This is a genomic window from Acinetobacter sp. ANC 4169 (assembly GCF_002135355.1).
Taxonomy (GTDB): Bacteria; Pseudomonadota; Gammaproteobacteria; order Pseudomonadales; family Moraxellaceae; genus Acinetobacter.
On sequence record NZ_NEGE01000004.1, the window covers coordinates 51,637 to 73,547 of the forward strand.

Annotated in this window: 28 protein-coding genes and 1 pseudogene; 8 read left to right on the forward strand and 21 right to left on the reverse strand. The window is 44.7% G+C overall.

All coding sequences use genetic code 11. From position 1 onward, the window contains the following. Position 1 precedes the first annotated feature (1 nt). From rplR to B9T26_RS04295, 19 genes and pseudogenes are all read right to left on the reverse strand, one after another. Positions 2–352, reverse strand: a complete 351-nt coding sequence (rplR, locus tag B9T26_RS04205; RefSeq protein ID WP_053579516.1) for a 50S ribosomal protein L18 — start codon at positions 350–352, stop codon at positions 2–4. Between the two features lie 14 nt (positions 353–366). Beyond that, positions 367–900 carry a 50S ribosomal protein L6 gene (rplF, locus tag B9T26_RS04210; RefSeq protein WP_086174450.1) on the reverse strand — a complete coding sequence of 178 codons (534 nt, stop codon included), beginning with the start codon at positions 898–900 and terminating at the stop codon, positions 367–369. A gap of 13 nt (positions 901–913) precedes the next feature. Continuing rightward, positions 914–1,309 (reverse strand): 30S ribosomal protein S8, encoded by a 396-nt coding sequence (gene rpsH / locus B9T26_RS04215; RefSeq protein WP_086174451.1) that lies wholly within the window; start codon positions 1,307–1,309, stop codon positions 914–916. Positions 1,310–1,321: 12 nt separating this feature from the next. Then, a complete protein-coding gene (gene rpsN, locus B9T26_RS04220) occupies positions 1,322–1,627 on the reverse strand; it encodes a 30S ribosomal protein S14 (RefSeq protein ID WP_086174452.1) in 306 nt (101 codons plus the stop codon). Between the two features lie 9 nt (positions 1,628–1,636). Continuing rightward, on the reverse strand, positions 1,637–2,173 hold the full coding sequence (gene rplE / locus B9T26_RS04225; protein ID WP_086174453.1) for a 50S ribosomal protein L5: 537 nt from the start codon (positions 2,171–2,173) through the stop codon (positions 1,637–1,639). A gap of 16 nt (positions 2,174–2,189) precedes the next feature. Continuing rightward, positions 2,190–2,507, reverse strand: coding sequence for a 50S ribosomal protein L24 (gene rplX, locus B9T26_RS04230; protein WP_086198531.1), 318 nt, complete (start codon positions 2,505–2,507; stop codon positions 2,190–2,192). Between the two features lie 9 nt (positions 2,508–2,516). Then, entirely contained in the window at positions 2,517–2,885 is a 369-nt protein-coding gene (gene rplN / locus B9T26_RS04235; protein ID WP_086174455.1) for a 50S ribosomal protein L14, read from the reverse strand. Positions 2,886–2,977: 92 nt separating this feature from the next. After that, the gene (rpsQ, locus tag B9T26_RS04240) at positions 2,978–3,235 is read right to left on the reverse strand and encodes a 30S ribosomal protein S17 (RefSeq protein ID WP_004650481.1); all 258 of its coding nucleotides are present in this window, start codon (positions 3,233–3,235) and stop codon (positions 2,978–2,980) included. Next, the gene (gene rpmC / locus B9T26_RS04245; protein WP_004650482.1) at positions 3,232–3,429 is read right to left on the reverse strand and encodes a 50S ribosomal protein L29; all 198 of its coding nucleotides are present in this window, start codon (positions 3,427–3,429) and stop codon (positions 3,232–3,234) included. The genes rpsQ and rpmC overlap by 4 nt, the downstream gene beginning before the upstream one ends. Continuing rightward, complete coding sequence (gene rplP, locus B9T26_RS04250) at positions 3,429–3,842, reverse strand: 50S ribosomal protein L16 (protein ID WP_086174456.1); 414 nt, start codon at positions 3,840–3,842, stop codon at positions 3,429–3,431. The genes rpmC and rplP overlap by 1 nt, the downstream gene beginning before the upstream one ends. After that, positions 3,782–4,598 (reverse strand): annotated as a pseudogene (rpsC, locus tag B9T26_RS04255) (30S ribosomal protein S3). The gene rplP and the pseudogene rpsC overlap by 61 nt, the downstream one beginning before the upstream one ends. Before the next feature lies 1 nt (position 4,599). Next, complete coding sequence (rplV, locus tag B9T26_RS04260; protein WP_004754247.1) at positions 4,600–4,929, reverse strand: 50S ribosomal protein L22; 330 nt, start codon at positions 4,927–4,929, stop codon at positions 4,600–4,602. A 9-nt stretch (positions 4,930–4,938) separates the two neighbouring features. After that, the gene (rpsS, locus tag B9T26_RS04265; RefSeq protein WP_004869548.1) at positions 4,939–5,214 is read right to left on the reverse strand and encodes a 30S ribosomal protein S19; all 276 of its coding nucleotides are present in this window, start codon (positions 5,212–5,214) and stop codon (positions 4,939–4,941) included. A 19-nt stretch (positions 5,215–5,233) separates the two neighbouring features. Next, on the reverse strand, positions 5,234–6,058 hold the full coding sequence (gene rplB, locus B9T26_RS04270) for a 50S ribosomal protein L2 (RefSeq protein WP_086174458.1): 825 nt from the start codon (positions 6,056–6,058) through the stop codon (positions 5,234–5,236). 11 nt (positions 6,059–6,069) lie between these two features. After that, positions 6,070–6,390 (reverse strand): 50S ribosomal protein L23, encoded by a 321-nt coding sequence (gene rplW / locus B9T26_RS04275; RefSeq protein WP_086174459.1) that lies wholly within the window; start codon positions 6,388–6,390, stop codon positions 6,070–6,072. Further along, positions 6,387–6,989 (reverse strand): 50S ribosomal protein L4, encoded by a 603-nt coding sequence (gene rplD / locus B9T26_RS04280; protein ID WP_086195774.1) that lies wholly within the window; start codon positions 6,987–6,989, stop codon positions 6,387–6,389. The genes rplW and rplD overlap by 4 nt, the downstream gene beginning before the upstream one ends. A gap of 11 nt (positions 6,990–7,000) precedes the next feature. Then, entirely contained in the window at positions 7,001–7,639 is a 639-nt protein-coding gene (gene rplC, locus B9T26_RS04285) for a 50S ribosomal protein L3 (RefSeq protein WP_086174461.1), read from the reverse strand. A gap of 59 nt (positions 7,640–7,698) precedes the next feature. Further along, entirely contained in the window at positions 7,699–8,010 is a 312-nt protein-coding gene (gene rpsJ, locus B9T26_RS04290; RefSeq protein WP_000070912.1) for a 30S ribosomal protein S10, read from the reverse strand. A gap of 269 nt (positions 8,011–8,279) precedes the next feature. Then, positions 8,280–9,017, reverse strand: coding sequence for a type 1 glutamine amidotransferase (locus tag B9T26_RS04295; protein WP_086198532.1), 738 nt, complete (start codon positions 9,015–9,017; stop codon positions 8,280–8,282). A 159-nt stretch (positions 9,018–9,176) separates the two neighbouring features. On the opposite strand from B9T26_RS04295, the gene B9T26_RS04300 reads away from it, so the two are divergent. The 7 genes from B9T26_RS04300 to B9T26_RS04330 all read left to right on the forward strand — a co-directional run bounded on the left by B9T26_RS04300 (position 9,177) and on the right by B9T26_RS04330 (position 16,459). Then, the gene (locus B9T26_RS04300; protein ID WP_086198533.1) at positions 9,177–10,379 is read left to right on the forward strand and encodes a PLP-dependent transferase; all 1,203 of its coding nucleotides are present in this window, start codon (positions 9,177–9,179) and stop codon (positions 10,377–10,379) included. A gap of 18 nt (positions 10,380–10,397) precedes the next feature. Then, entirely contained in the window at positions 10,398–11,981 is a 1,584-nt protein-coding gene (locus B9T26_RS04305) for a helicase HerA-like domain-containing protein (protein WP_086198534.1), read from the forward strand. A 150-nt stretch (positions 11,982–12,131) separates the two neighbouring features. Next, positions 12,132–13,340: an NO-inducible flavohemoprotein gene (gene hmpA / locus B9T26_RS04310; RefSeq protein ID WP_086198535.1), complete on the forward strand. Its 1,209-nt coding sequence runs from the start codon at positions 12,132–12,134 to the stop codon at positions 13,338–13,340. A gap of 87 nt (positions 13,341–13,427) precedes the next feature. Next, positions 13,428–13,871: an RrF2 family transcriptional regulator gene (locus B9T26_RS04315; protein WP_086198536.1), complete on the forward strand. Its 444-nt coding sequence runs from the start codon at positions 13,428–13,430 to the stop codon at positions 13,869–13,871. Positions 13,872–13,957: 86 nt separating this feature from the next. Continuing rightward, positions 13,958–14,830, forward strand: a complete 873-nt coding sequence (gene yihA / locus B9T26_RS04320) for a ribosome biogenesis GTP-binding protein YihA/YsxC (RefSeq protein WP_086198537.1) — start codon at positions 13,958–13,960, stop codon at positions 14,828–14,830. Between the two features lie 137 nt (positions 14,831–14,967). Then, a complete protein-coding gene (locus B9T26_RS04325) occupies positions 14,968–15,915 on the forward strand; it encodes a metal-dependent hydrolase (protein ID WP_086198538.1) in 948 nt (315 codons plus the stop codon). 124 nt (positions 15,916–16,039) lie between these two features. Then, positions 16,040–16,459, forward strand: a complete 420-nt coding sequence (locus tag B9T26_RS04330; RefSeq protein WP_086198539.1) for a VOC family protein — start codon at positions 16,040–16,042, stop codon at positions 16,457–16,459. Here B9T26_RS04330 and B9T26_RS04335 read toward each other — a convergent pair. Together B9T26_RS04335 and B9T26_RS04340 are read right to left on the reverse strand one after the other, a co-directional pair. Next, positions 16,456–17,691, reverse strand: a complete 1,236-nt coding sequence (locus tag B9T26_RS04335; RefSeq protein WP_086198540.1) for a dicarboxylate/amino acid:cation symporter — start codon at positions 17,689–17,691, stop codon at positions 16,456–16,458. The two genes, B9T26_RS04330 and B9T26_RS04335, sit on opposite strands and share 4 nt — an antisense overlap. Positions 17,692–18,069: 378 nt before the next feature. Further along, complete coding sequence (locus B9T26_RS04340; protein WP_086198541.1) at positions 18,070–18,942, reverse strand: acyl-CoA thioesterase; 873 nt, start codon at positions 18,940–18,942, stop codon at positions 18,070–18,072. A gap of 294 nt (positions 18,943–19,236) precedes the next feature. Between B9T26_RS04340 and plsB the strand changes: the two genes are divergently transcribed. Beyond that, positions 19,237–21,816, forward strand: coding sequence for a glycerol-3-phosphate 1-O-acyltransferase PlsB (gene plsB / locus B9T26_RS04345; protein ID WP_086198542.1), 2,580 nt, complete (start codon positions 19,237–19,239; stop codon positions 21,814–21,816). The last annotated feature ends 95 nt before the right edge of the window (positions 21,817–21,911 follow it).

Genomic DNA, 21,911 nt, shown 5'->3' on the forward strand with positions numbered 1-21,911 from the left:
ATTAGAACTCCAAGCCGTTTTCACGAGCAGCATCAGCCAAGGCTTTGATACGACCATGATATTTGAAACCAGAACGGTCAAATGCAACTTTAGTAACGCCAGCTGCTTTAGCACGTTCTGCGATTAAAGCACCTACTTTAGTCGCTGCATCAACGTTACCAGTTGTACCAGCACGTAAAGTAGCATCTAAAGTTGAAGCTTGCGCTAAAACTTTGCCACCATCTGCTGAGATAACTTGAGCATAGATGTGACGCGGAGTGCGGTTTACACACAAGCGAGTCGCACCCAATGCACGAATGTGCAAGCGTGTGCTTTTCGCACGACGCAAACGGGATTGTTTCTTTTCGTTCATAAGAACCTCGCGCCTTATTTCTTCTTAGCTTCTTTACGAAGTACAACTTCGTCAGAATAACGAACACCTTTACCTTTATAAGGCTCTGGTGGACGGTAACCACGGATATCTGCAGCAACTTGACCTAAAGCTGCTTTATCAGCAGATTTAAGAACAATTTCAGTTGCAGTAGGAGTTTCAGCAGTTACACCTTCTGGAAGGTTGTAATCAATCGGGTGAGAGAAACCAAGGTTAAGGTTAACAACGTTACCTTTAACCGCAGCTTTATAACCAACACCGATAAGTTGTAACTTGCGTTCGAAACCTTCGCTAACACCTTTTACAAGGTTGTTTAACACAGCGCGAGCAGTACCAGCTTGCATCCAAGCGTCTTTCGACTCAGCTTTAGGAGCAATTTGAAGTTGACCTTCTTCCTGTTTTAGCTCGACCAGCGCATGCAGGTTGAAAGACAATGTACCTTTGCTGCCTTTCACTTCGACCTGCCGGCCGTTCTGAGTAACTGTTACACCGTTAGGTACAGTTACTGGGGCTTTAGCCACACGAGACATGAGGAATCACCTATTAAGAAACAAAAGCAATAACTTCACCACCGATGCCCGCAGCACGTGCAGCGCGATCAGTCATGATGCCTTTGCTTGTAGAAACAATTGCAATACCTAAACCTTGCTTAACGCTAGGAAGTGCATCTTTACCGCGATATTGGCGAAGACCTGGACGGCTTACGCGCTTCACAGTTTCGATAACTGGTTTGCCTTCAAAATATTTTAACGTAATTGTTAAAGTTGGTTTGCCTTCAGCATCCGCAACTTCTACGTTTGAAATATAACCTTCTTGTTGAAGAACGTTTGCAATAGCAACCTTCAACTTAGAATTAGGCATAGAAACAGTTTGTTTCTTTGCCATTTGTGCGTTACGAACACGTGTTAGCATGTCGGCAACGGTATCTTGCATACTCATTTATAGTGCTCCTTACCAGCTTGCCTTAACAACGCCCGGTACATCACCTTGCATTACTGTATCACGTAGTTTGTTACGGCTTAGACCGAACTTACGGAAGTAACCATGAGGACGACCAGTTAAACCACAACGGTTACGAAGACGCACTGGAGATGCATTACGTGGTAATGCCTGTAACTTCATCATCGCATCGAAACGTTCTTCGTCGCTCGCATTTACATTTGCAATCGTAGCTTTTAATTCAGCACGTTTTGCAGCAAATTTAGCAACTGTTTTTTCGCGTTTCAATTCGCGATTAATCATACCTTTCTTAGCCATATCGACCTCTTATTTGAACGGGAAGCCGAATGCACGCATAAGCGCACGGCCTTCGTCATCGGTGCGAGCAGTCGTAGTAACGGTAATATCCATACCACGAATACGATCAATCTTATCGAAATCGATTTCAGGGAACATGATTTGTTCCTTCAAACCCATCGAATAATTACCACGACCATCAAATGATTTCGCAGAAAAACCGCGGAAGTCACGAATACGAGGGATCGCGATAGAGATCAAACGGTCTAAGAATTCGTACATTTGTTCGCCGCGTAAAGTAACTTTACAACCAATCGGCCAACCATCACGGATTTTGAAACCAGCGATTGATTTGCGAGCTAGAGTAAGAACTGGTTTTTGACCAGCAATCGCTTGCATATCAGAAAGAGCGCCATCTAACAATTTCTTGTCAGCTGATGCCGCACCAACACCCATGTTAATGGTGATTTTAGTGATGCGAGGAATCTCCATCACATTTTTAACGCCTAATTGCTCTTGTAACTGAGCTTTAAGTACGTCGTTGTAACGTGTTTTAAGTCTGGCCATTGCCTATTTCAACCTATTACTTCGCTACCGCCACTGATTCACCATTAGATTTGTAAACGCGAGTTTTCACGCCTTCAATCGTTTGGTAACCAACACGGTCAGCCTTTTGGGTTGCAGCATTAAAAACTGCCACGTTTGAGATATGAAGCGAAGCTTCTTGTGTAACTACAGCGCCTTCAGCACCTGTTGCACGGTTCGGCTTTTGATGCTTCTTAACCAAGTTAAGGCCTTCAACCATAACACGGTCATTTGAAACAGACAGAACAGTACCCTGTTTGCCTTTTTCTTTACCTGCGATCACGATAACTTGATCGCCTTTTTTAATCTTAGCCATGAGTGCCTCTTATAGAACTTCAGGAGCCAATGAAATAATTTTCATGAACTGTTCAGTACGAAGTTCACGAGTCACTGGTCCGAAAATACGAGTTGCAATCGGCGCTTTGTTGTTGTTCAAAATCACAGCAGCATTGTCATCAAAACGGATGATAGAACCATCCGGACGACGTACACCGAATTTTGTACGTACAACTACAGCATTCATCACGTCACCTTTTTTAACACGTGCGCGTGGAATAGCTTCTTTTACAGTAACTTTAATAATGTCGCCAACAGAAGCATAACGACGATGTGAACCACCAAGTACTTTAATACATTGTACGCGGCGAGCACCACTGTTGTCTGCTACGTCGAGCATACTTTCGGTTTGAATCATTGCCCTACTCCAAAACCGAGCATCACCGGTCAGTATTTCGAAAGGCTCAAAGAGTACTCGAAATTAACCGATGATGCAACAAGAACGTCTAATTACTCAGCAGCAGCTTCAATAACTTCCACTAAAGCCCAAGCTTTAGTTTTAGAAATTGGGCGGCTTTCTTTAATGGTCACTACGTCGCCAGTTTTAGCAACATTGTTCTCATCATGAGCGTGTAATTTTGTTGAACGGCGGATTGATTTGCCATACAACGGGTGTTGAACGCGGCGTTCAATAAGCACAACAATAGACTTGTCCATTTTGTCGCTTACAACTTTGCCGGTTAACGTGCGAACTGTTTGTTCACTCATTGTCCGTTCCCCTGTTTTTCGGTAAGGAGTGTCTTGATACGAGCAATAGTCTTGCGAGTAAGCGCAACTTCATGCGATTTACCCAATTGACCAGTTGCTTTCGCCATACGAAGACGGAATTGGTTAAGCTGTTGCTCATCAAGCAAAGCTGTCAACTCTTCTACCGATTTTTCACGTAGATCTTTAGTTTTCATTACATTACCGTCCGAGTCACGATAGCGGTTTTAAACGGAAGCTTAGCAGCAGCAAGCGTAAACGCTTCACGTGCTAATTCTTCGCTTACACCTTCCATTTCGTACAAGATCTTACCTGGTTTGATTTGACAAACCCAGTATTCCACAGAACCTTTACCTTTACCCATACGAACTTCTAATGGTTTTTCAGTAATTGGTTTGTCTGGGAAAACACGGATAAAGATCTTACCACCACGTTTTACACGACGGCTGATTGTACGACGCGCAGCTTCAATCTGACGAGCTGTCATTTGACCACGCTCGATAGATTTAAGTGCGATAGAACCGAAAGATACGGTGCTACCACGGTGCGCTAGACCAGTGTTACGGCCCTTTTGAACCTTACGGAACTTAGTACGTTTAGGTTGCAACATGGATTATTCTCCTTTTTCAGCAGAACGATCATTGCGACGACCACGACGCTCTTGACCTTCACCACGACCGCGACCACGTTTAGCTGGACGTTCTTCAGCAGGAGCAGGGTTCATGACTTGTTTCATGCCACCTAAGATCTCACCACGGAAAATCCAAACTTTAACGCCAATCGTACCGTAAGTAGTTTCAGCACGCATAGTAGCGTAGTCGATGTCCGCACGAAGTGTATGCAAAGGTACACGACCTTCACGATACCATTCAGTACGTGCAATCTCAGCACCACCTAAACGACCAGAAACTTCAACTTTGATACCTTTAGCACCAGCACGCATAGTGTTTTGAACCGCACGCTTCATAGCACGACGGAACATTACACGTTTTTCTAATTGAGAAGCGATAGCTTCAGCAACTAAACGAGCGTCTAAGTCTGGGCGATCGATTTCGTTGATGCTTACTTGCGCAGGAACACCCATAATAGATGTTAATTCGCGTTGTAATTTTTCAATGTCTTCGCCTTTTTTACCGATAACGATACCAGGACGAGCAGTGCTAATCGTAATTTTAGCAGCGCCTGTAGGACGTTCGATAAGAATATTGCTGATCATTGCATTCTTAAGTTTTTTAATTAAAAACTCACGAACTTGCAAATCTTTAAGCAAGTATTCAGCGTATTGTTTCGGATTCGCATACCAGTTAGCGTTATGACGTTTCACAACACCTAGGCGGATACCGATTGGATGAACCTTCTGACCCATATCAAACCCCTACCTTAACGGTGATGTGACAAGTACGCTTAGTAATACGATCTGCACGGCCTTTAGCACGTGGCATAATACGTTTAAGGCTGATGCCTTCATCAACGTAAATCGTAGATACTTTAAGGTCGTCTACATCTAAACTGTTATTATGTTCAGCGTTTGCAATTGCAGATTCCAACGCTTTTTTAACTAAAACTGCAGCTTTTTTATTGCTGAAGTTCAAGATATTTAAAGCGTGAGCAACAGATTTGCCACGGATTAGATCTGCAACCAAACGAGCTTTTTGTGCCGAGATAGCGGCACCGCGTAATTTAGCAGTAACTTCCATCATCGCACCTTAACGTTTAGACTTCTTGTCAACACCGTGACCACGATAGGTACGAGTTGGCGCGAATTCACCGAGTTTATGACCAACCATGTGTTCAGATACAATCACCGGAACATGGTTACGACCATTATGAACAGAAATTGTTAAACCAACAAAATCTGGGAGTATCATCGAACGACGCGACCAAGTTTTGATCGGCTTGCGAGAGTTACTCGCTACAGCCGCTTCAACCTTAGCGAACAAGTGCGCATCGACGAATGGGCCTTTTTTCAGAGAACGAGGCATTGTCAGATTCCTTTACTTGTTACTTAACGCGACGGTCGCGAATAATCATCTTAGTCGTACGCTTATTGGTACGTGTCTTGTACCCTTTAGCTTTTTGACCCCATGGGCTTACAGGTTGAATACCTTTGTTACGCCCTTCACCACCACCGTGTGGATGGTCAACCGGGTTCATCGCCATACCACGAACGGTAGGACGAACACCACGCCAGCGTGATGCACCAGCTTTACCTAGTGAACGAAGGTTGCTTTCTGAGTTAGAAACTTCACCCAAAACAGCGCGACATTCAACGTGTACTTTACGCATTTCGCCTGAACGAAGACGAATGATTGCGTAAGAACCGTCACGACCCAACAATTGAGCAGAAGTACCAGCAGAACGCATCAATTGTGCGCCTTTACCGATTTTAAGCTCGACGTTGTGAAGAGTAGAACCGATAGGCATGTTACGAAGTGGCAAGCAGTTACCTGGACGAATTGGAGCATCGTTACCAGATTGTACTTTATCACCAGCACGCAAACCTTTAGGCGCAATGATGTAACGACGTTCACCGTCAGCATATTTTAATAGAGCAATATGAGCTGTACGGTTAGGATCGTATTCAATACGTTCAACTACAGCTGGAATGCCGTCTTTGTTACGTTTGAAGTCGACAAGACGGTAGTGTTGTTTATGACCACCACCAACGTGACGAGTTGTAATGTGACCGTTATTGTTACGACCACCAGTACGTTTTTTAGCTTCAACCAACGGAGCATAAGGTGCGCCTTTGTGAAGATGGTCGTGAACGACTTTCTCTACAAAGCGACGTCCTGGTGACGTTGGCTTACATTTTTGAATAGGCATAATTCTCGTCCTTATTCCGCTGCGCTTTCAGCGGTATCGCCCAAGTCAGCCATTTCAACATCTTGGCCAGCTTTCAGGGTGACGTATGCTTTTTTAACATCAGAACGACGTCCTAATGTTTTACCAAAGCGTTTAGTCTTACCTTTAGTGATCGTAGTGTTAACTTTAACCACTTGAACACCAAAGAGTTGTTCCACTGCTTTTTTGATTTCAAGTTTGTTTGCATCAAGTGCAACTTTAAAAACTTGAACACCAGCAGCTTCACCTAAAACTTGTGCTTTTTCTGAGAATACAGGTCCTTGTAGGACTTGATAGATACGTTCGTTGTTCATCCGAGTTCTACCTCAATTTTCTTAGCAGCAGCTACAGACATAACAACTTTGTCGAACGCGATCAAGCTAACAGGATCAATTGCAGCAGCATCAACCACATCAACGTGTGGAATGTTACGTGCAGCAAGATACAAGTTCTCATCAACAGCATCAGTAACGATTAATGCACGAGTAGCATTCAAGTCGTTAAGTTTTGCAAGCAACTCTTTAGTTTTTGGAGCAGCAACAGCAAACTCTTCAACTAAAACCAAGCGATCTTGACGAACAAGTTCAGCTAGGATGCATTGCATAGCACCGCGGTACATTTTACGGTTAACTTTTTGAGACCAATCTTGTGGACGAGCGGCAAAAGTTTTACCACCACCAACCCAGATCGGGCTACGAATAGAACCAGCACGCGCACGGCCAGTACCTTTTTGACGGAATGGTTTTTTACCACCGCCAGATACGTCAGCACGTGATTTCTGAGCTTTCGAACCTTGACGACCACCAGCTAAATAAGCTGTAACAACTTGGTGTACAAGAGCTTCGTTAAATTCACGACCGAAAGCAACTTCAGATAATTCAACAGCAGAGCCGGAAACAGTATTTAAATTCACGTTATTTCCCCTCAGGCCTTGATCGTAGGACGAACAGTAACGTCGCCACCAGTAGCACCAGGAATCGCACCTTTAACAACGAGAACTGAACGTTCAGCGTCGATAGATACAATTTCAAGACCTTGAACAGTTACGCGTTCAGCACCTAAATGGCCAGCCATTTTTTTGCCTTTGAACACGCGACCAGGAGTCTGGTTTTGACCTGTAGAACCTAGAACACGGTGAGACAATGAGTTACCGTGAGTAGCATCTTGGGTACGGAAGTTCCAACGCTTAACACCACCTTGGAAACCTTTACCTTTAGATTGACCAGTTACGTCAACAACTTGACCAACTGCGAACAAATCTACACCGATAGTTCCGCCAACTTCACGACCTTCAAGCTCAGCTTCTGTAGTACGGAATTCTTGAACCAGACGACCAGCAGCAACACCAGCTTTCGCAAAGTGACCTTTCTGAGCGTTAGTTACGCGAGATTCGCGACGTTCACCAGTAGTGATTTGAATCGCTTGATAACCATCAGTTTCAAGCGTTTTGATTTGAGTGATGCGGTTAGGATCAACCTCAATCACTGTTACAGGTACAGAAACACCAGCATCTGTAAAGATACGAGTCATACCGCACTTGCGACCGACTAAACCAATAGCCATGTGCATAAACCTCTAAAAAAGCGGCCTAATTAACTTAGAGCGTTAATTAACCGAAAGCCTTAACCCAATGCGATCTGAACATCAACACCAGCTGCAAGATCTAACTTCATCAATGCATCAACAGTTTTATCTGTAGGTTGAACGATGTCGATCAAACGTTTGTAAGTGCGGATCTCGTATTGGTCACGCGCATCTTTGTTAACGTGTGGTGATGTTAAAACGTTAAAACGTTCAATGCGTGTAGGCATTGGAATTGGACCACAAACTTGTGCGCCAGTACGTTTTGCTGTTTCTACGATTTCTTGAGCTGATTGATCAATTAGACGGTGATCAAAAGACTTAAGACGGATACGAATTCTCTGGTTAGACATACCAGTTAACTCCAAGCCAAATATATAAAGAATCACCCTTGACGCATCTCACTCCACTTTTATATGGGTAAGTGTCAAGAGCAGTGAATTATCACTAAGGTCATGATCGATGCCACGACTGTCACGATGTTAACTACTTTATTCGTAGTCAACCCCCTTTCATCAAAGGGTCGCTTATTATAGCTATTGTTTAACGCTTAAGCAAATCTCTTTTCAACTTTTTGCTCTTTTTTTCCGTTCATCCATTTACACTTTTGTTTAAAAATAAATCAGCATGAGGTTTTTTGTAAAACATACTCTATTGCTTGATTTAGTATTTGATTTCCTTCACTAAAATTAGTTTTATCTGCTTTTCTTAATTGCTGTTCAGTTTGCACATATTCACCTGAAAAACCCTCTAGCTCTTCGTCATTTTCTAAAAACAGCTTTAGCGTCTCGGATGTAATTTCAGGATGAAACTGAAATCCCAGCACATTTTTACCAATCTGGTACATCTGGTTGCGGCAAACATCATTTTCAGCCAAATGAATGGCGCCTTTGGGAATTTCAAAGGTTTCACTATGCCATTGCATGATCTTAAATTGCGCTGGCAATTCAAAGCATTCTTCAGGCACATGCTGCACTTTACGCACTGTAGTCCAACCCAATTCCTGTTGTTCATTGCGCCTGACCGCCGCACCCAAAGCATTGGCGATCAACTGCCCGCCTAGACACAAGCCTATCGCAGGTTTACCCATAGACAAATAACGTCGAATCCAGCGCTTTTCTATCTTTAACCAGGGATAATTTGCCTCATCATTCACACTCATGGTTCCACCCATGATAATGAGCAAATCGACTTCTTCAACTTGCGGTAAAGCCTCGATATCGAGCGGTCGATCCAGCGGTAAGGCAAAAAACTCCGTTGCACTAATTTTAGCGTGATGCTGTTTTAAATATTGATAACAACTGCCGAACCCTTCACCAGCAATATGCTGAAAATAATGTACCTTTAAATGCGACTTCATCCGCCCCTACCTATTGTTTTAGCTCTGTCGTAGATTTAGCAAGAATGAAGCCAACTTTATGTGCGGTTTAACGTTTCTATACATTTTGGCATTTATATAGCCTAATTCGCGTGTTTCTCTTAAGCTAAGACTAATTTTGATACGACTTAGAGCAGTCCCTTGAAAAAAAACCCACAAACCACACTCATTCATGCACCACGAAAAGCCCCACAATATATTTCTAGCGTTCAACCTCCCCTGTTTCGTGCATCTACCATTATTTTTAACAACACCGATGCACTATTTAATCGCCATTGGACCGATGACTATGACTATAGTTATGGCACCCACGGCACGCCAACAACCTTTACTTTAGCGGACAACATTGCCCAGATTGAAGGTGGGCAATATTGCCTGCTGGCCCCGAGTGGTTTATCCGCGATTAATCTGGTCAATTCCTGCTTTTTAAGTCAGGGCGATGAAGTCTGGGTGGCAGACAATATTTATGGTCCCAATATGGAACATTTGCGCAACCTGCAAACGCGTTATGGCATTACTGTAGAAGTCTATAACCCGATTGATGCAGATACTTTTCAGCCAACAGAGAAAGCCAAACTCATCTGGTTAGAGGCTGCAGGTTCCGTGACTTTAGAATTTCCAGATTTAGCGGGTTTAGTGAAAAAAGCAAAGCAGCATAATATCTTGACAGCTTTAGATAATACCTGGGGTGCAGGTCTGGCCTTTAATGCCTTTGATTTTGGTGATGAGCATTTGGCAGTGGATATGACTGTGCATGCGCTGACCAAATATCCAAGTGGCGGCGGGGATATTTTGATGGGTTCCGTGGTGACTCGCGACAAAAAGCTGCATCACCAATTATTCCGTATGCATGCTATTCAGGGGATTAGCGTGTCGGGGGATGATGTTGCACAAGTACAACGTAGTCTGGCTTCAATGCAACTGCGTTATCAGCATCAATCACAAAGCGCATTAACCTTACTCGACTGGCTCAAACAACAGCCAGAATTTGTAAAGGTCTTGCATCCTGCAGATGAAGCTTCAGCAGGACACTCATATTGGAAAGAAATTTGTATAGATGAACAAAGTGCAGGTCTGGTCAGTGTGATTTTTAAACCTGAATATACCCTGGAAGATATTCGTAGATTCTGCGATGCACTGGAACTGTTTAAGCTGGGCTTTAGCTGGGGCGGGCCGGTCAGTCTGGCCATGCTGTATAACCTGAAAGATATGCGGGTGTTGCCACATACACATTTACAACAAGGTTTATTGGTTCGTTTTTGCATAGGACTAGAACATCCTGCAGATTTAATACAAGATATAGAAAACGCATTAAAACAGTTGCCTACGCAACAACACGAATAAAATAGAATAGGAAAAAATATGGGCACACCAATCGTTATTGCCAAGAAAACCACCGATACACAACAAGAAATTGTTTTACATTCACAATTTGCCAACCGCCACGGCCTGATTGCCGGAGCCACCGGAACCGGTAAAACCGTAACCTTAAAAGTATTGGCAGAGAATTTTTCCCGCATTGGTGTGCCGGTATTTTTAGCCGATGCAAAAGGCGATGTTTCGAGTCTTGCCAAAGCTGGTGAAAGTAATGCTAAATTTGATGCGCGGATTAAAAGCCTGAATATTGAATCGATTCCCTTTGCGGCATCACCGGTGGTGTTTTGGGATTTGTTCGGTGAGCAGGGCCATCCCATTCGCACCACAGTATCTGAGATAGGTCCGTTGTTACTGGCGCAAATATTAAATCTGAATGACACCCAGGAAGGTGTACTTTCAGCAGTGTTCCGCATAGCCGATGATCAGGGTTTATTGCTGATTGATTTTAAAGACTTGAAGTCGATGATTAGCTATGTAAGTGAACATGCTGCTGAATTCAAGACTGAATATGGCAACCTGTCTCCTGCCAGCTTAGGCGCCATTCAACGCAATTTACTGGCACTGGCCGATCAGGGCGGAGATCAGTTTTTTGGTGAACCTGCATTAGATATCATGGATTTTATCCAGACCGATAGCCAAGGCCGTGGCACCATCAATTTACTGGCTGCAGATAAATTGATGAATACGCCTAAACTGTATGCCACCTTTTTGCTGTGGATGTTGTCCGAACTGTTTGAACAGTTGCCTGAAGTCGGTGATATGGATAAACCCAAACTAGTGTTCTTCTTTGATGAAGCACATCTGCTTTTTGACAATGCTAGCCCCGCCCTACAGGAAAAGATTGAACAAGTAGTGCGATTGATTCGCTCCAAAGGCATCGGCATTTACTTTATTACCCAGAATCCACTGGACCTACCTGAAAGTGTTTTAGGACAATTGGGTAACCGTGTCCAGCATGCATTGCGTGCCTTCACGCCTAAAGACCAGAAAGCGGTCAAAACCGCAGCCGATACTTTCCGTGCCAATCCCGAATTTAAGGTCGATCAGGCCATTACCGAACTGGCTGTGGGTGAAGCCTTAATTAGCTGTTTGGATGAACAAGGCACCCCGCAAATGGTGCAACGCGGCTGGGTGATGCCGCCCTATTCTTCCTTCAGCCCCATTTCTCTAGATGAGCGTAAAACACTCATAGCACAAAGTGTTGTGGCAGGTGTTTATGAACAACAGCTTGACAGAGAAAGTGCGTTTGAAATGTTGCAAAACAAAGTCGCAGAACGCCAACAACAAGCCATTCAAGCTGAACAAGAAAAAGCGGTCGCAAAAGAAAAAGAGGCTTTAGAAAAACAGCAAGCCAAAGATGCTGAGGCTTTTGCCAAGCAACAGGCACGCGAACAACAGCGCCTGGCACAAGAGCAGCAAAAAGAAGCGGAACGCGCAGCCAAACAGCGAGAAAAGCTGATTCAAGATACTGTCGGTACTTTTGCTAAAAGTGCCGCCCGCAGCCTGGGTGGTAGCACGGGACAAAAAATTGTCCGTGGTCTGCTCGGTTCGCTTTTCAGCAAAAGGTAATTCAAGAAACTGATTAATAATGCGTGAATTATGGGATATTTTTATATCCCATAATTTTTTTATGGTTTTATGAGAAACATGTATTGTAAAAAGATTTTATAAGATGTATTTTAAATACATCTTATAAATAACAGCCATGAGAGATCAGCTATGACTCCGCAGCAAATTGACCTTGTAAAAGCCACTGTTCCTGTACTTCGTGAAAATGGCGTAGCCCTGACCGGTTATTTTTATAACCGTATGTTGGGTAACAATCCTGATCTAAAAGAAACTTTTAATATGGGGCACCAGCGCAGCGGCGCACAGGCTCAAGCATTGGCAGGTGCAGTGTTGGCTTATGCTGAAAACATTGAAGATCCGTCTGTACTTTTACCAGTGGTAGAGTTGATCGCGCACAAACACGTTAGCCTGAATATTAAAGCGCCGGATTACAGTATTGTTGGGGAAAACCTGCTGCATTCCATCAGTGAAGTCCTCAGCATTTCAATGGAAGATCCACTGATTGGCGCTTGGGCAGCGGCTTATGGCCAATTGGCAGACCTGTTCATCAGCACTGAGAAAGCCATTTACGATCAGCACGAACAGACTAAAGGCAGCTGGTTAGGCTGGCGTAACTTCAAGATTGCCAAGAAAGTCGTTGAAAGCGATGAAATCACGTCGTTCTATCTTCAACCTGCAGACGGCGGTGCATTGCCGAAATACGAAGCCGGCCAATATATTTCAGTGCGTGTTTTCGTCGAAGAACTTGGCTTAAAACAACCGCGTCAATATACGCTTTCAACTTGCCCGCAAGCAGACTATTTGCGTATTTCCGTGAAACGTGAAGACCAAAAAGGTGACATGGTTCCAGGTTGGGTATCGAATACTCTACATGGCTTGCCTGAAGGTTCAGAGATTGAAGTTTCTGCACCAACAGGTAATTTCTACCTGATTGATCCAAATAAACGTAATGTCTTTATCAGTGGTGGTGTAGGCCTAACTCCAATGATTGCCATGCTTAATCAGCTGGTGACGCTAGACATGCCACAGCCTGTGACATTCATCCATGCTTGCCGTAGCAAACAAGTGCATGCGATGCATCAGCACATTCAGGATTTGAAAGCAAAATATCCGCGCCTAAGCACATTTACCGCTTATGAATTCCCGCATGCAAGCGATAAATTAGGTGAAGATTATGATGTTGCCGGTCGTCTAGACTTAAGCACGCTTGATAGCGCATTGTTACCAGCCAATGCCGACTATTACCTCTGCGGCCCAATGCCATTTATGGCTGCACAACAAAAGGCTTTGGTTGCTCGCGGCATTCCTGCTAAAAATATTCACAGTGAAGCTTTTGGTACAGGTGGCGTTAAGCACTAATCTGCTGCGTCAGCACAAAATCAAGAGAGGGTTAGTCCGGTTATGCTAGACTAGCCCTAATTTTCATTCAAAAATATCAGTATTATCATGCAACTGAATAAATTTACTGACTATGCCCTGCGCATTTTAATGTATATCGCCCAGCCGCGAGATATGCCTTATACCATTGCAGAAATTGCTCAGGATTTGCATGTGTCAAAAAACCATTTAGTGAAAATTGTCCACTTTATGGGAAAACAGAACTGGTTGATTACCACGCGCGGCAAAGGTGGTGGTATTGGTCTGAATCCTGAAGCGCTAGAACTCAAACTGGGGCAAATTGTGCGAATTCTGCAGGGTGAAAACCAGATTGTAGAATGCAACACGCCTCCTTGCGTGCTGCGCAGCCATTGCGGCTTGAAAGACATTCTCGATCAGGCCCTGGAACAGTTTTATCGCAGTCTGGATCAATACACCTTGGCTCAGGTGTTAAATACCTCCCCAATCGCCAAGTTCACCACCCAGTCTCCTATTCAGATGATCAATCTTTAATTCCCTGTCTTTGGCTTGCAAAGTTCGCTTGCCCGAACGACTTCCTTTATAATGTTCGCTTGTAGATCATTTATTGAAGTTGAGTTATGCATCACAGCAGAGGAAAATCCAAAAACAGTAAGACAGCCAGTGCGCCTAAGCAAAAGATCAGCTACGAGAAAAAAGTTGATTCTGCCATTACTGAGTACTCTGTTCGCGCATTGAACTGGTTGCGTAAAGCTGAATTTTTAATGAGTGCGCCCAAACTGAATCTTTGTGTGGAAGATAGCGGTTATGAAATTGCTTTTGCCGGTCGTTCTAATGCCGGTAAATCCAGCGCTATCAATGCATTAACCAATCAAAAGCAGTTGGCACGTGCCTCGAAAAAGCCGGGCCGTACCCAGATGATCAACTTTTTTAGTTTGGGCAACCCGGATCAGCGTCTGGTCGATTTGCCAGGTTATGGCTATGCAGCCGTACCGGAAGCCATGAAAATTGTGTGGCAAAAAGAGCTGGAAAATTACCTGATTCATCGTCAGAGCTTGCAAGGTCTGGTGTTGCTGATGGATATTCGTCATCCGCTGCAACATTTCGATGTCATGATGCTGGAATGGGCTCACTCGCGTAAATTGTTCGTGCATGTGCTATTAACCAAATCAGATAAGCTGAACCGTGGTCCTGCATCGAAAGCCTTGCAGGAAGTAAAAGCTGCATTGAAAAAGATGAAGCTGGATTTCTCCATTCAATTATTCTCGTCACTCAACAAGCAAGGCCTAGAAGAACTGGCCAGTGTGATGGGTGGCCGTTTGAACTTTACCCTTGAGCAATCCACCCAGTTCGATTTGGACAGCATCCCTGAAGCCACTGCCGATGAACTCAATGATCTGGATGAACCACTCGAATCTTTAGATGTCGTAGAAGATGAGTGTGAGACCGAAATTGCTGAAGATGCCACCGATGCAAGCCGACAAGCTGATTGATGTAGTTTGTCCGACAAAGATCATCATCAATTGATATTTCCGTGTCCTGTATTGCTAATCACAATGCGGGACATTTTTTTCATACTGACCTTGAGCTCAAGTGCAGCACTGCACGCTAAAACAATAAGGACAGTATGATGAAACTTCTCTCCCGTTTAAGAAATTCCAAACTCGGCTCATCGATTGCCTATCATATTCATCCGCGTAAAGTAAAATTCGAGTGGCAGGACACCCCGATTGACTGGATTCCACAGCAGCCTTATATCAGCTATTTCATCAATGAAATCAATATGATTTTACCTGCTGGCGAATTCTGGTTCTGTCGTTTATATAACAAGGTTTTGCCGCAGATTCAGGATGAAAAACTGAAACAGGATGTACAGGCCTTTGTCCGTCAGGAAGCCATGCATGCCCAGGCACACAACTCGGCCAATAAAGAATATCTAACTGCACGCAACATTGATATCCAGCGCAATCTGGATGTGATGAATTTCCTGTTTACGAAATTACTTGCCGATCAACCTTTGGGTTTAAAAGTACCTAAATTGCTTGAACATCAATGGGACCTGTTCCGCCTTGGAATTATTGCCACCGTGGAACACATGACCTGCGTACTGGGAAAATATGCCCTGTATAATCAGGAATGGGAAAGGCTGGGCGCCGATCCGGCCATGCTGGATCTGATCAAATGGCACGGCGCAGAAGAAATTGAACACCGTACTGTAGCCTTTGATTTGTATCGTCATTTAGGTGGAGGCTATATTGCCCGTTATTATTTAAGCGTGATTGTGATTGTGGCGGTCATTGGCTTGTGGGTGGATGGTACCGCGCATCTACTCAAGCAGGATCCGCGTTTTCAGTCTATCCGTCCTGCCGTTTACAAACCGTGGATCTGGCGCGAATGGTATGCCATTGCACAGCGTGACAACAATTTAATGCCTAGTCCATTCTGGCTGGTGTCACAGCAACTGGGCTATTTAATGCCATGGTACGATCCACTGCACGAAGCCAAAACTGAAGATGCCCTTGCGTATCTCAATCGTTCCCCTGCTGCCAAACGTGCAGCCAGACTGAAAGTGGCCTAGTCCTTTTGATCATTCATTTGATAGTTCAATTCATGTATACAATTTCCACACAGTAGGGCTTTATGCCCTGCTTTTTATTTGTTCTAAGATAAAAGTCCAAAAAAACAACAATAAGGATAACGGTATGCAAGCACGGATTTCAGTCATTACACTGGGGGTGCGCGACCTGGAAGCATCTTTGCATTTTTATCGTGAAGGCCTAGGCCTGCACTGTGAAGGAATTATTGGACAGGAATTTGAATATGGTGCAGTGGCCTTTATTGAACTGCAGTCCGGTCTGAAACTGGCATTATGGCCACAAAGCAGCATTCAACAGGATACCGGTCTGGAGTCCAGCCCGATGTGTCCGACGCAAATGACCTTGGGGCATAATGTCTATAGCCCTCTGGAAGTGGATCAGGTTATGGCCCAGGCAGCACATGCCGGTGCCAAAATCATTAAACCCGCACAAGCCACCTTTTACGGCGGCTATGCGGGTTATTTCCAAGATCCAGATGGCCATATCTGGGAAATTGTGTTTAATCCCAGCTGGGAAATGGATTAGGACACTTCTGGTTCACGGCTATAACGATCGACCACCACACTAATCATCATATCGCCCTGAACATTGACCACGGTACGCACGGTATCCAGCAAACGGTCGATCGGCAGTAAAATCGCAATCGCTTCTGCCGGTAAACCGACCGATTGCAATACCATAATCATGGTGACCATACCTGCACTTGGAATCCCTGGCGCACCCAGAGAGGCAATCATAGCAGTTGCACAGACAATCAGTTGTTGACCGATACTTAAATCCAGCCCCATCAAGTTGGCAATAAACAAGGCAGCAGCAGCTTCATACAATGCCGTACCATCCATATTCAGCTGGGTGCCCAATGGAATCACAAAGCCTGCGGTTTGTGGACGTACCTTTAAATTTTCCTGAGCGCATTTCATCGACAAAGGCATGGTGGCTGAACTGGAACTGGTGGCAAATGCGGTAATCAGCGCGGCTCGGGTGCCCTTGAAAAAAGTGACTGGACTCATCTTACCAAACACCCAGAGCAGCAATGGCAATACCACTGCACCATGAAAAATGGTGGTTCCGGTTACCACCGCAGCAAACTCGGCCAGACGGCTTAACACGGAAATATCTTCAGTTGAAATCAGTTTTGCCAGCAAGGCAAAAATACCGAGCGGTGCCAGCTTCATCACCCAGCTAATCATCAGCATCATGATGTCAAAAAATTGCAGGCTTAATTTACGCACACTGCGGAAATTATCCCCACCTTTGACCAATGCCACCCCAATCAACAAGGCAAATACCACCACGGCCAGCACATTACCTTCGGCAAAAGCTTTAAACGGATTAATCAGGGTATTCTGAATAAAGTTGGTAAAGAAGGATGATGGCGTTAAGGTATCCGGCGTTTGATGGCTGCTCATGGCATCCTGAAACATCACAATATCCACGCCCTTGCCCACATTAAACAGGTGCGCACAGCTCAAACCTAAAATGAGCGCCAAAGTGGTGGTGGTGACACAGCACAGCAGCGTGATTTTCCAGACCCGCCCCAGTTGTCCACCGGCCTGCAAGTTTGAAACTCCGACCACAATTGAACTGAAAATCAGTGGAATGAGCAACATTTTCAACAAACCAATAAAAATGCTGCTGGCTAGACCCAAGCTATAAAGACTGACATCAAAAAACTGGGTATTTGGAAACAGGTTTAACAGGAACCCAAATGCTATCCCTAAAATTGCAGCAATCAATATTTGTGTATTTAAGCTCATCACGACATGCTTTTTATCATTAAGTCCTGACAGGCACTATGCCATGGCCTATTTTTAGAATCGAGGAATTTTTTGTCACAAGCTCAGCATAGATCGATCAAAGCATCAGGCTCACTTTATCTGAATCAGCAATACTTTGATCAACTGATGGCATAAAATCTGCTTATGCATAAATACCCCTCAGCCAATAATAAAAAAGGATCGATATGAAAAGAATTCTGCTGATGACAGCCCTGCTACTCAATATAAGCGTGGCCTTTGCCCATCCGGGTCATGGCTGCCATAAAGATGTCTCTGACGACATCCCACATTGCCAATAAACATTTGCATAAAAAAAAACCGGACAGCAGGTCCGGTTTTTTTACGGTATTTAAGCCCTTATTGGGTTTCAATTTCACGCAGGCGAATCAAACCTTCTTGGGTGGTACTGCACACCAGCTCCCCATTTTGCCACATGCGGCCGAAATTTAGTCCACGCGAACTGGCACTGATAGTGGCATCCATATCGTAAAGCATCCATTCATCAACACGGAATGGCTTATGGAAGTACATGGCATGGTCAATGCTGGCACATTGCAAACTCGGTGATAAATAACTTAAGCCATGCGGACGCAAGGCCGTGGTCATTAAGGTAAAGTCCGAATAGAACGCAGCAATGGCCTGATGCAATGAAATTTCATCGACCTTTTGGGCAATCTGGCCATGGGTACGAATGTAATGCGCATAAGACGGCGCTTCAGGCTGAGGCTGGAAAGGATTTTGCGGATTGACCGGGCGAATTTCCACATGACGATCACGGGTAAAAGACGCACGGACATTTTCCGGAATAAACTCAATAATCTGCTTGATCAGTTCCGCTTCATTTTTCAGGCTTTCTGCAGGTGGATACTCAGGCTCTGAAATCTGGTAATTCAGACCTTCTTCCTGTGGTGCGAAAGAGACCATACACATAAAAATGGTACGGCCATGCTGGATGGCACGCACTTGGCGGCTGACAAAACTCTTGCCATCCCGGATGCGATCGACTTCATAAATAATCGGCGCGTTGATATCTCCGCCATATAAAAAGTAGGCATGCAATGAATGTGCAGGACGATCCGTCGTATAGGATGCTGCGCGTAATGCCTGCCCCAATACCTGTCCACCAAAGACACGCTTGCCCACCAGGTTACGGCTTTGCCCTCGGTAAATGTTTTCTTCAATTTTTTCCAGGCTCAGTAATTCAACCAGTTCTTGGGTTAAGGCATTCATAAGCGACCTATTTTTTAATGGGGGATACCTAAAATGTAGGCGAAAAATTTCAAGCAATCAGCTAAGCTATTCAGCCTATTCTGCCACAAATTCAGACTAAATCCCTAGAGTTAGACTGACTGGCCTGTCACGCTATTTGTGCGGAATATTCGCTAAAAATACGATTTTTAACGATAAAATTTAACACTCAATATGCATTTTGTCAGAAAATGACATATTGTTTTAAATTACAATGATGCAAAACTATTCCCCCTCAGAAAATCTGTGGTTTCGGTCATTTAAGTAGGAGTATGTATGTCCAAGAGTGGCTTTGGTCAAATCTATCGTCAGCTTTCCAGTAAGCTGCTTGACCTGGTGGTAACCCCACATGTTCTTGGTGAGGTTCCTACTGAACCGACAACTACAGAAGTAAATTCCCAGACAGAGCAGCCCGTTCAACAAAAAGTGGTGTGCTATGTATTACAAAATTACTCGCGCAGTAATGCCCTGATTGTCGATGGTGAAACCCGCCGCCTAAAACTGTCACCAGCATTAAATCCATTGGTAGTGGGTGACCACAAGGAAAAAGCATCGGTGCTGTTCTTACAGCATCATGATGAAAACAACTTGCTCAATCCCCCGCCGCATGCCTTTCCGCCGCGCTTATTACGCCTGATCGACATTCTGGAACATCACCCTCATGTTGATATTGAACTGATTCCGGTGACTGTACTCTGGGGACGTTCGCCAGATAAAGAAGATTCCTGGCTGAAACTGCTCTTTACCGACACCTGGGCAACACCAGGCACGGTCAAACAGCTGGTGAATATTGGCTTGCATGGGCGTCAGTCTTATCTGGAATTCCATCAGGGCCAGTCTTTGCGTCAACTGATCGAATTTGCCCAACAGACCCATCCAAACCTGTCTCCTGCGACTTATATTCTCAATACCTTAAACAATTACCTGGATGGTCAGCGTGAAGTGGTACTGGGCCCGGATCTTTCAGACCGACGTAACGTGGTGCATTCACTGATCAAAGCCAGTGATGTACAAGATGCCATCCGCCGTGAAAGTATCCGCAGCAAAATCAGCATGATTGAGGCTGAACGTCGTGCCATTGGTTATTTAAACGAGATCGTATCTGACTATTCGCATTCAGCTGTGCGTTTTGCCGACATGGCGCTGACCCGTTTATGGACCCAGCTTTATGACGGCGTAGAGGTGCATAATTTCAGTACCGTGCGTGAACTAGCCAAAGACTACGAGATTATCTACACCCCCTGTCACCGCAGTCACATCGACTATTTGTTACTGTCTTATGTGATTTATAAACGTGGCATGATGGTGCCGTACATTGCTGCGGGCGATAACCTGAACATGCCTTTTGTAGGTCAACTGCTGCGTGGTGGCGGTGCATTCTTTATTCGCCGTACTTTCCGTGGTAATGGTCTATACACCACTGTATTTAAAGAATATCTTTTCAATATTCTTTCCCGTAACACACCACTGGAATATTTTATTGAAGGTGGGCGTTCACGTACAGGACGCTTGCTGCCAGCCAAAACCGGCATGCTGGCCATGACCGTGCACGGGCATTTACGTGGCCGTTCTAAACCCATCGTGTTTGTACCTACCTATATTGGCTACGAACGCCTGATGGAAGGTGCCACCTATGTCGGCGAAATGAACGGTAAAGACAAAGAATCCGAATCGATCATGGGTATTTTGAAAACCCTGCGCAAAATCGAACGTATCTTTGGCCAGGTGCATGTGAACTTTGGTGAGCCGGTATTCCTGGATGACATGCTGAAACAGCATGGTGCGGAAAATATTAAAATTGCCAAGAATGATGATCCGATTCCGCAAGAAGTCTCGGATACAGTGAACAGTGCTGCCCATGCCATTCTGGAAAACATTAACCGTGCCGTGGTGATCAATCCGGTATCGCTGCTTTCACTGATTCTATTGGCTACGCCTAAACACACGCTGGATGAAGAGATCTGCATCAAGCAGCTGGATGTCTACCGCAAACTGTTGACTGGATTGCCTTATGATGCACGTACTCAGGTGACACCGCTTTCAGGCAAGGAAATTATTGCCTACGGGTTAAAACTGAAACTGATTAAACGCGTGAAGCATGTTCTGGGCGATATTATTGCGATTGAAGACAATCAGGCGGTATTGCTGACTTACTTCCGTAACAACATTCTGCATGCTTTCGTGTTGCCATCGCTAATTGCTGCGCTGGTTGAACATAACGGTTCGATTCGCCGTGGCGATTTGATTAATGTCATCCGTACGCTTTATCCATTCCTGAAAGCGGAACTGTTCCTGAAATGGAAAAAAGATGAAGAGCTGAAAGATCAGATCTGTGCCTATGCAGAAGCGTTGATTCAGGCGAAACTGATTTCTGAAGATAGCGAGGGCAACCTGGTTTCTCCTGCACCAAATTCAGAAGATCACAACCAGCTGGTGGTGCTCGCTGCGCCTGTGATGCAAAGTCTGGAACGTTACTACATGACCCTGGCTTTAATCACCCAGCGTGGTTCGGGCAATATCTCCACCCGTCAGGTGGAAGAGCTCAGTCATCTGGTCGGTCAGCGTCTGTCGGTCCTATATGAATTCAACTCGCCAGAATTCTTTGATAAATCGCTGTTCCAGAGTTTTATTAAGGTTCTGACCCAACAGGGCTATATCCGCAACAATGAAGATAACGCCATTGTGTTTGACGAGAACTTCCAGAACGTGGCGCAGTACGCCAACCTGGTACTGGATGATGTGACCTTGCAGATGCTTCAGCACATTACCACCTTCAGCGATGAAGAGCTGAAAGAAGCGTTGGATGCCGTTGCAGCGCAGCAGGCAAAACGCCGTTTGAAACGGAAGAAGAAATAATCTTCATTCTCCGTTCCCTCTCCTTCTAGGAGAGGAATAGGGAGAGGTCTGTTAAATACTATCCTGAGCTAGAGATAAAGTACTGCTTTAAATCT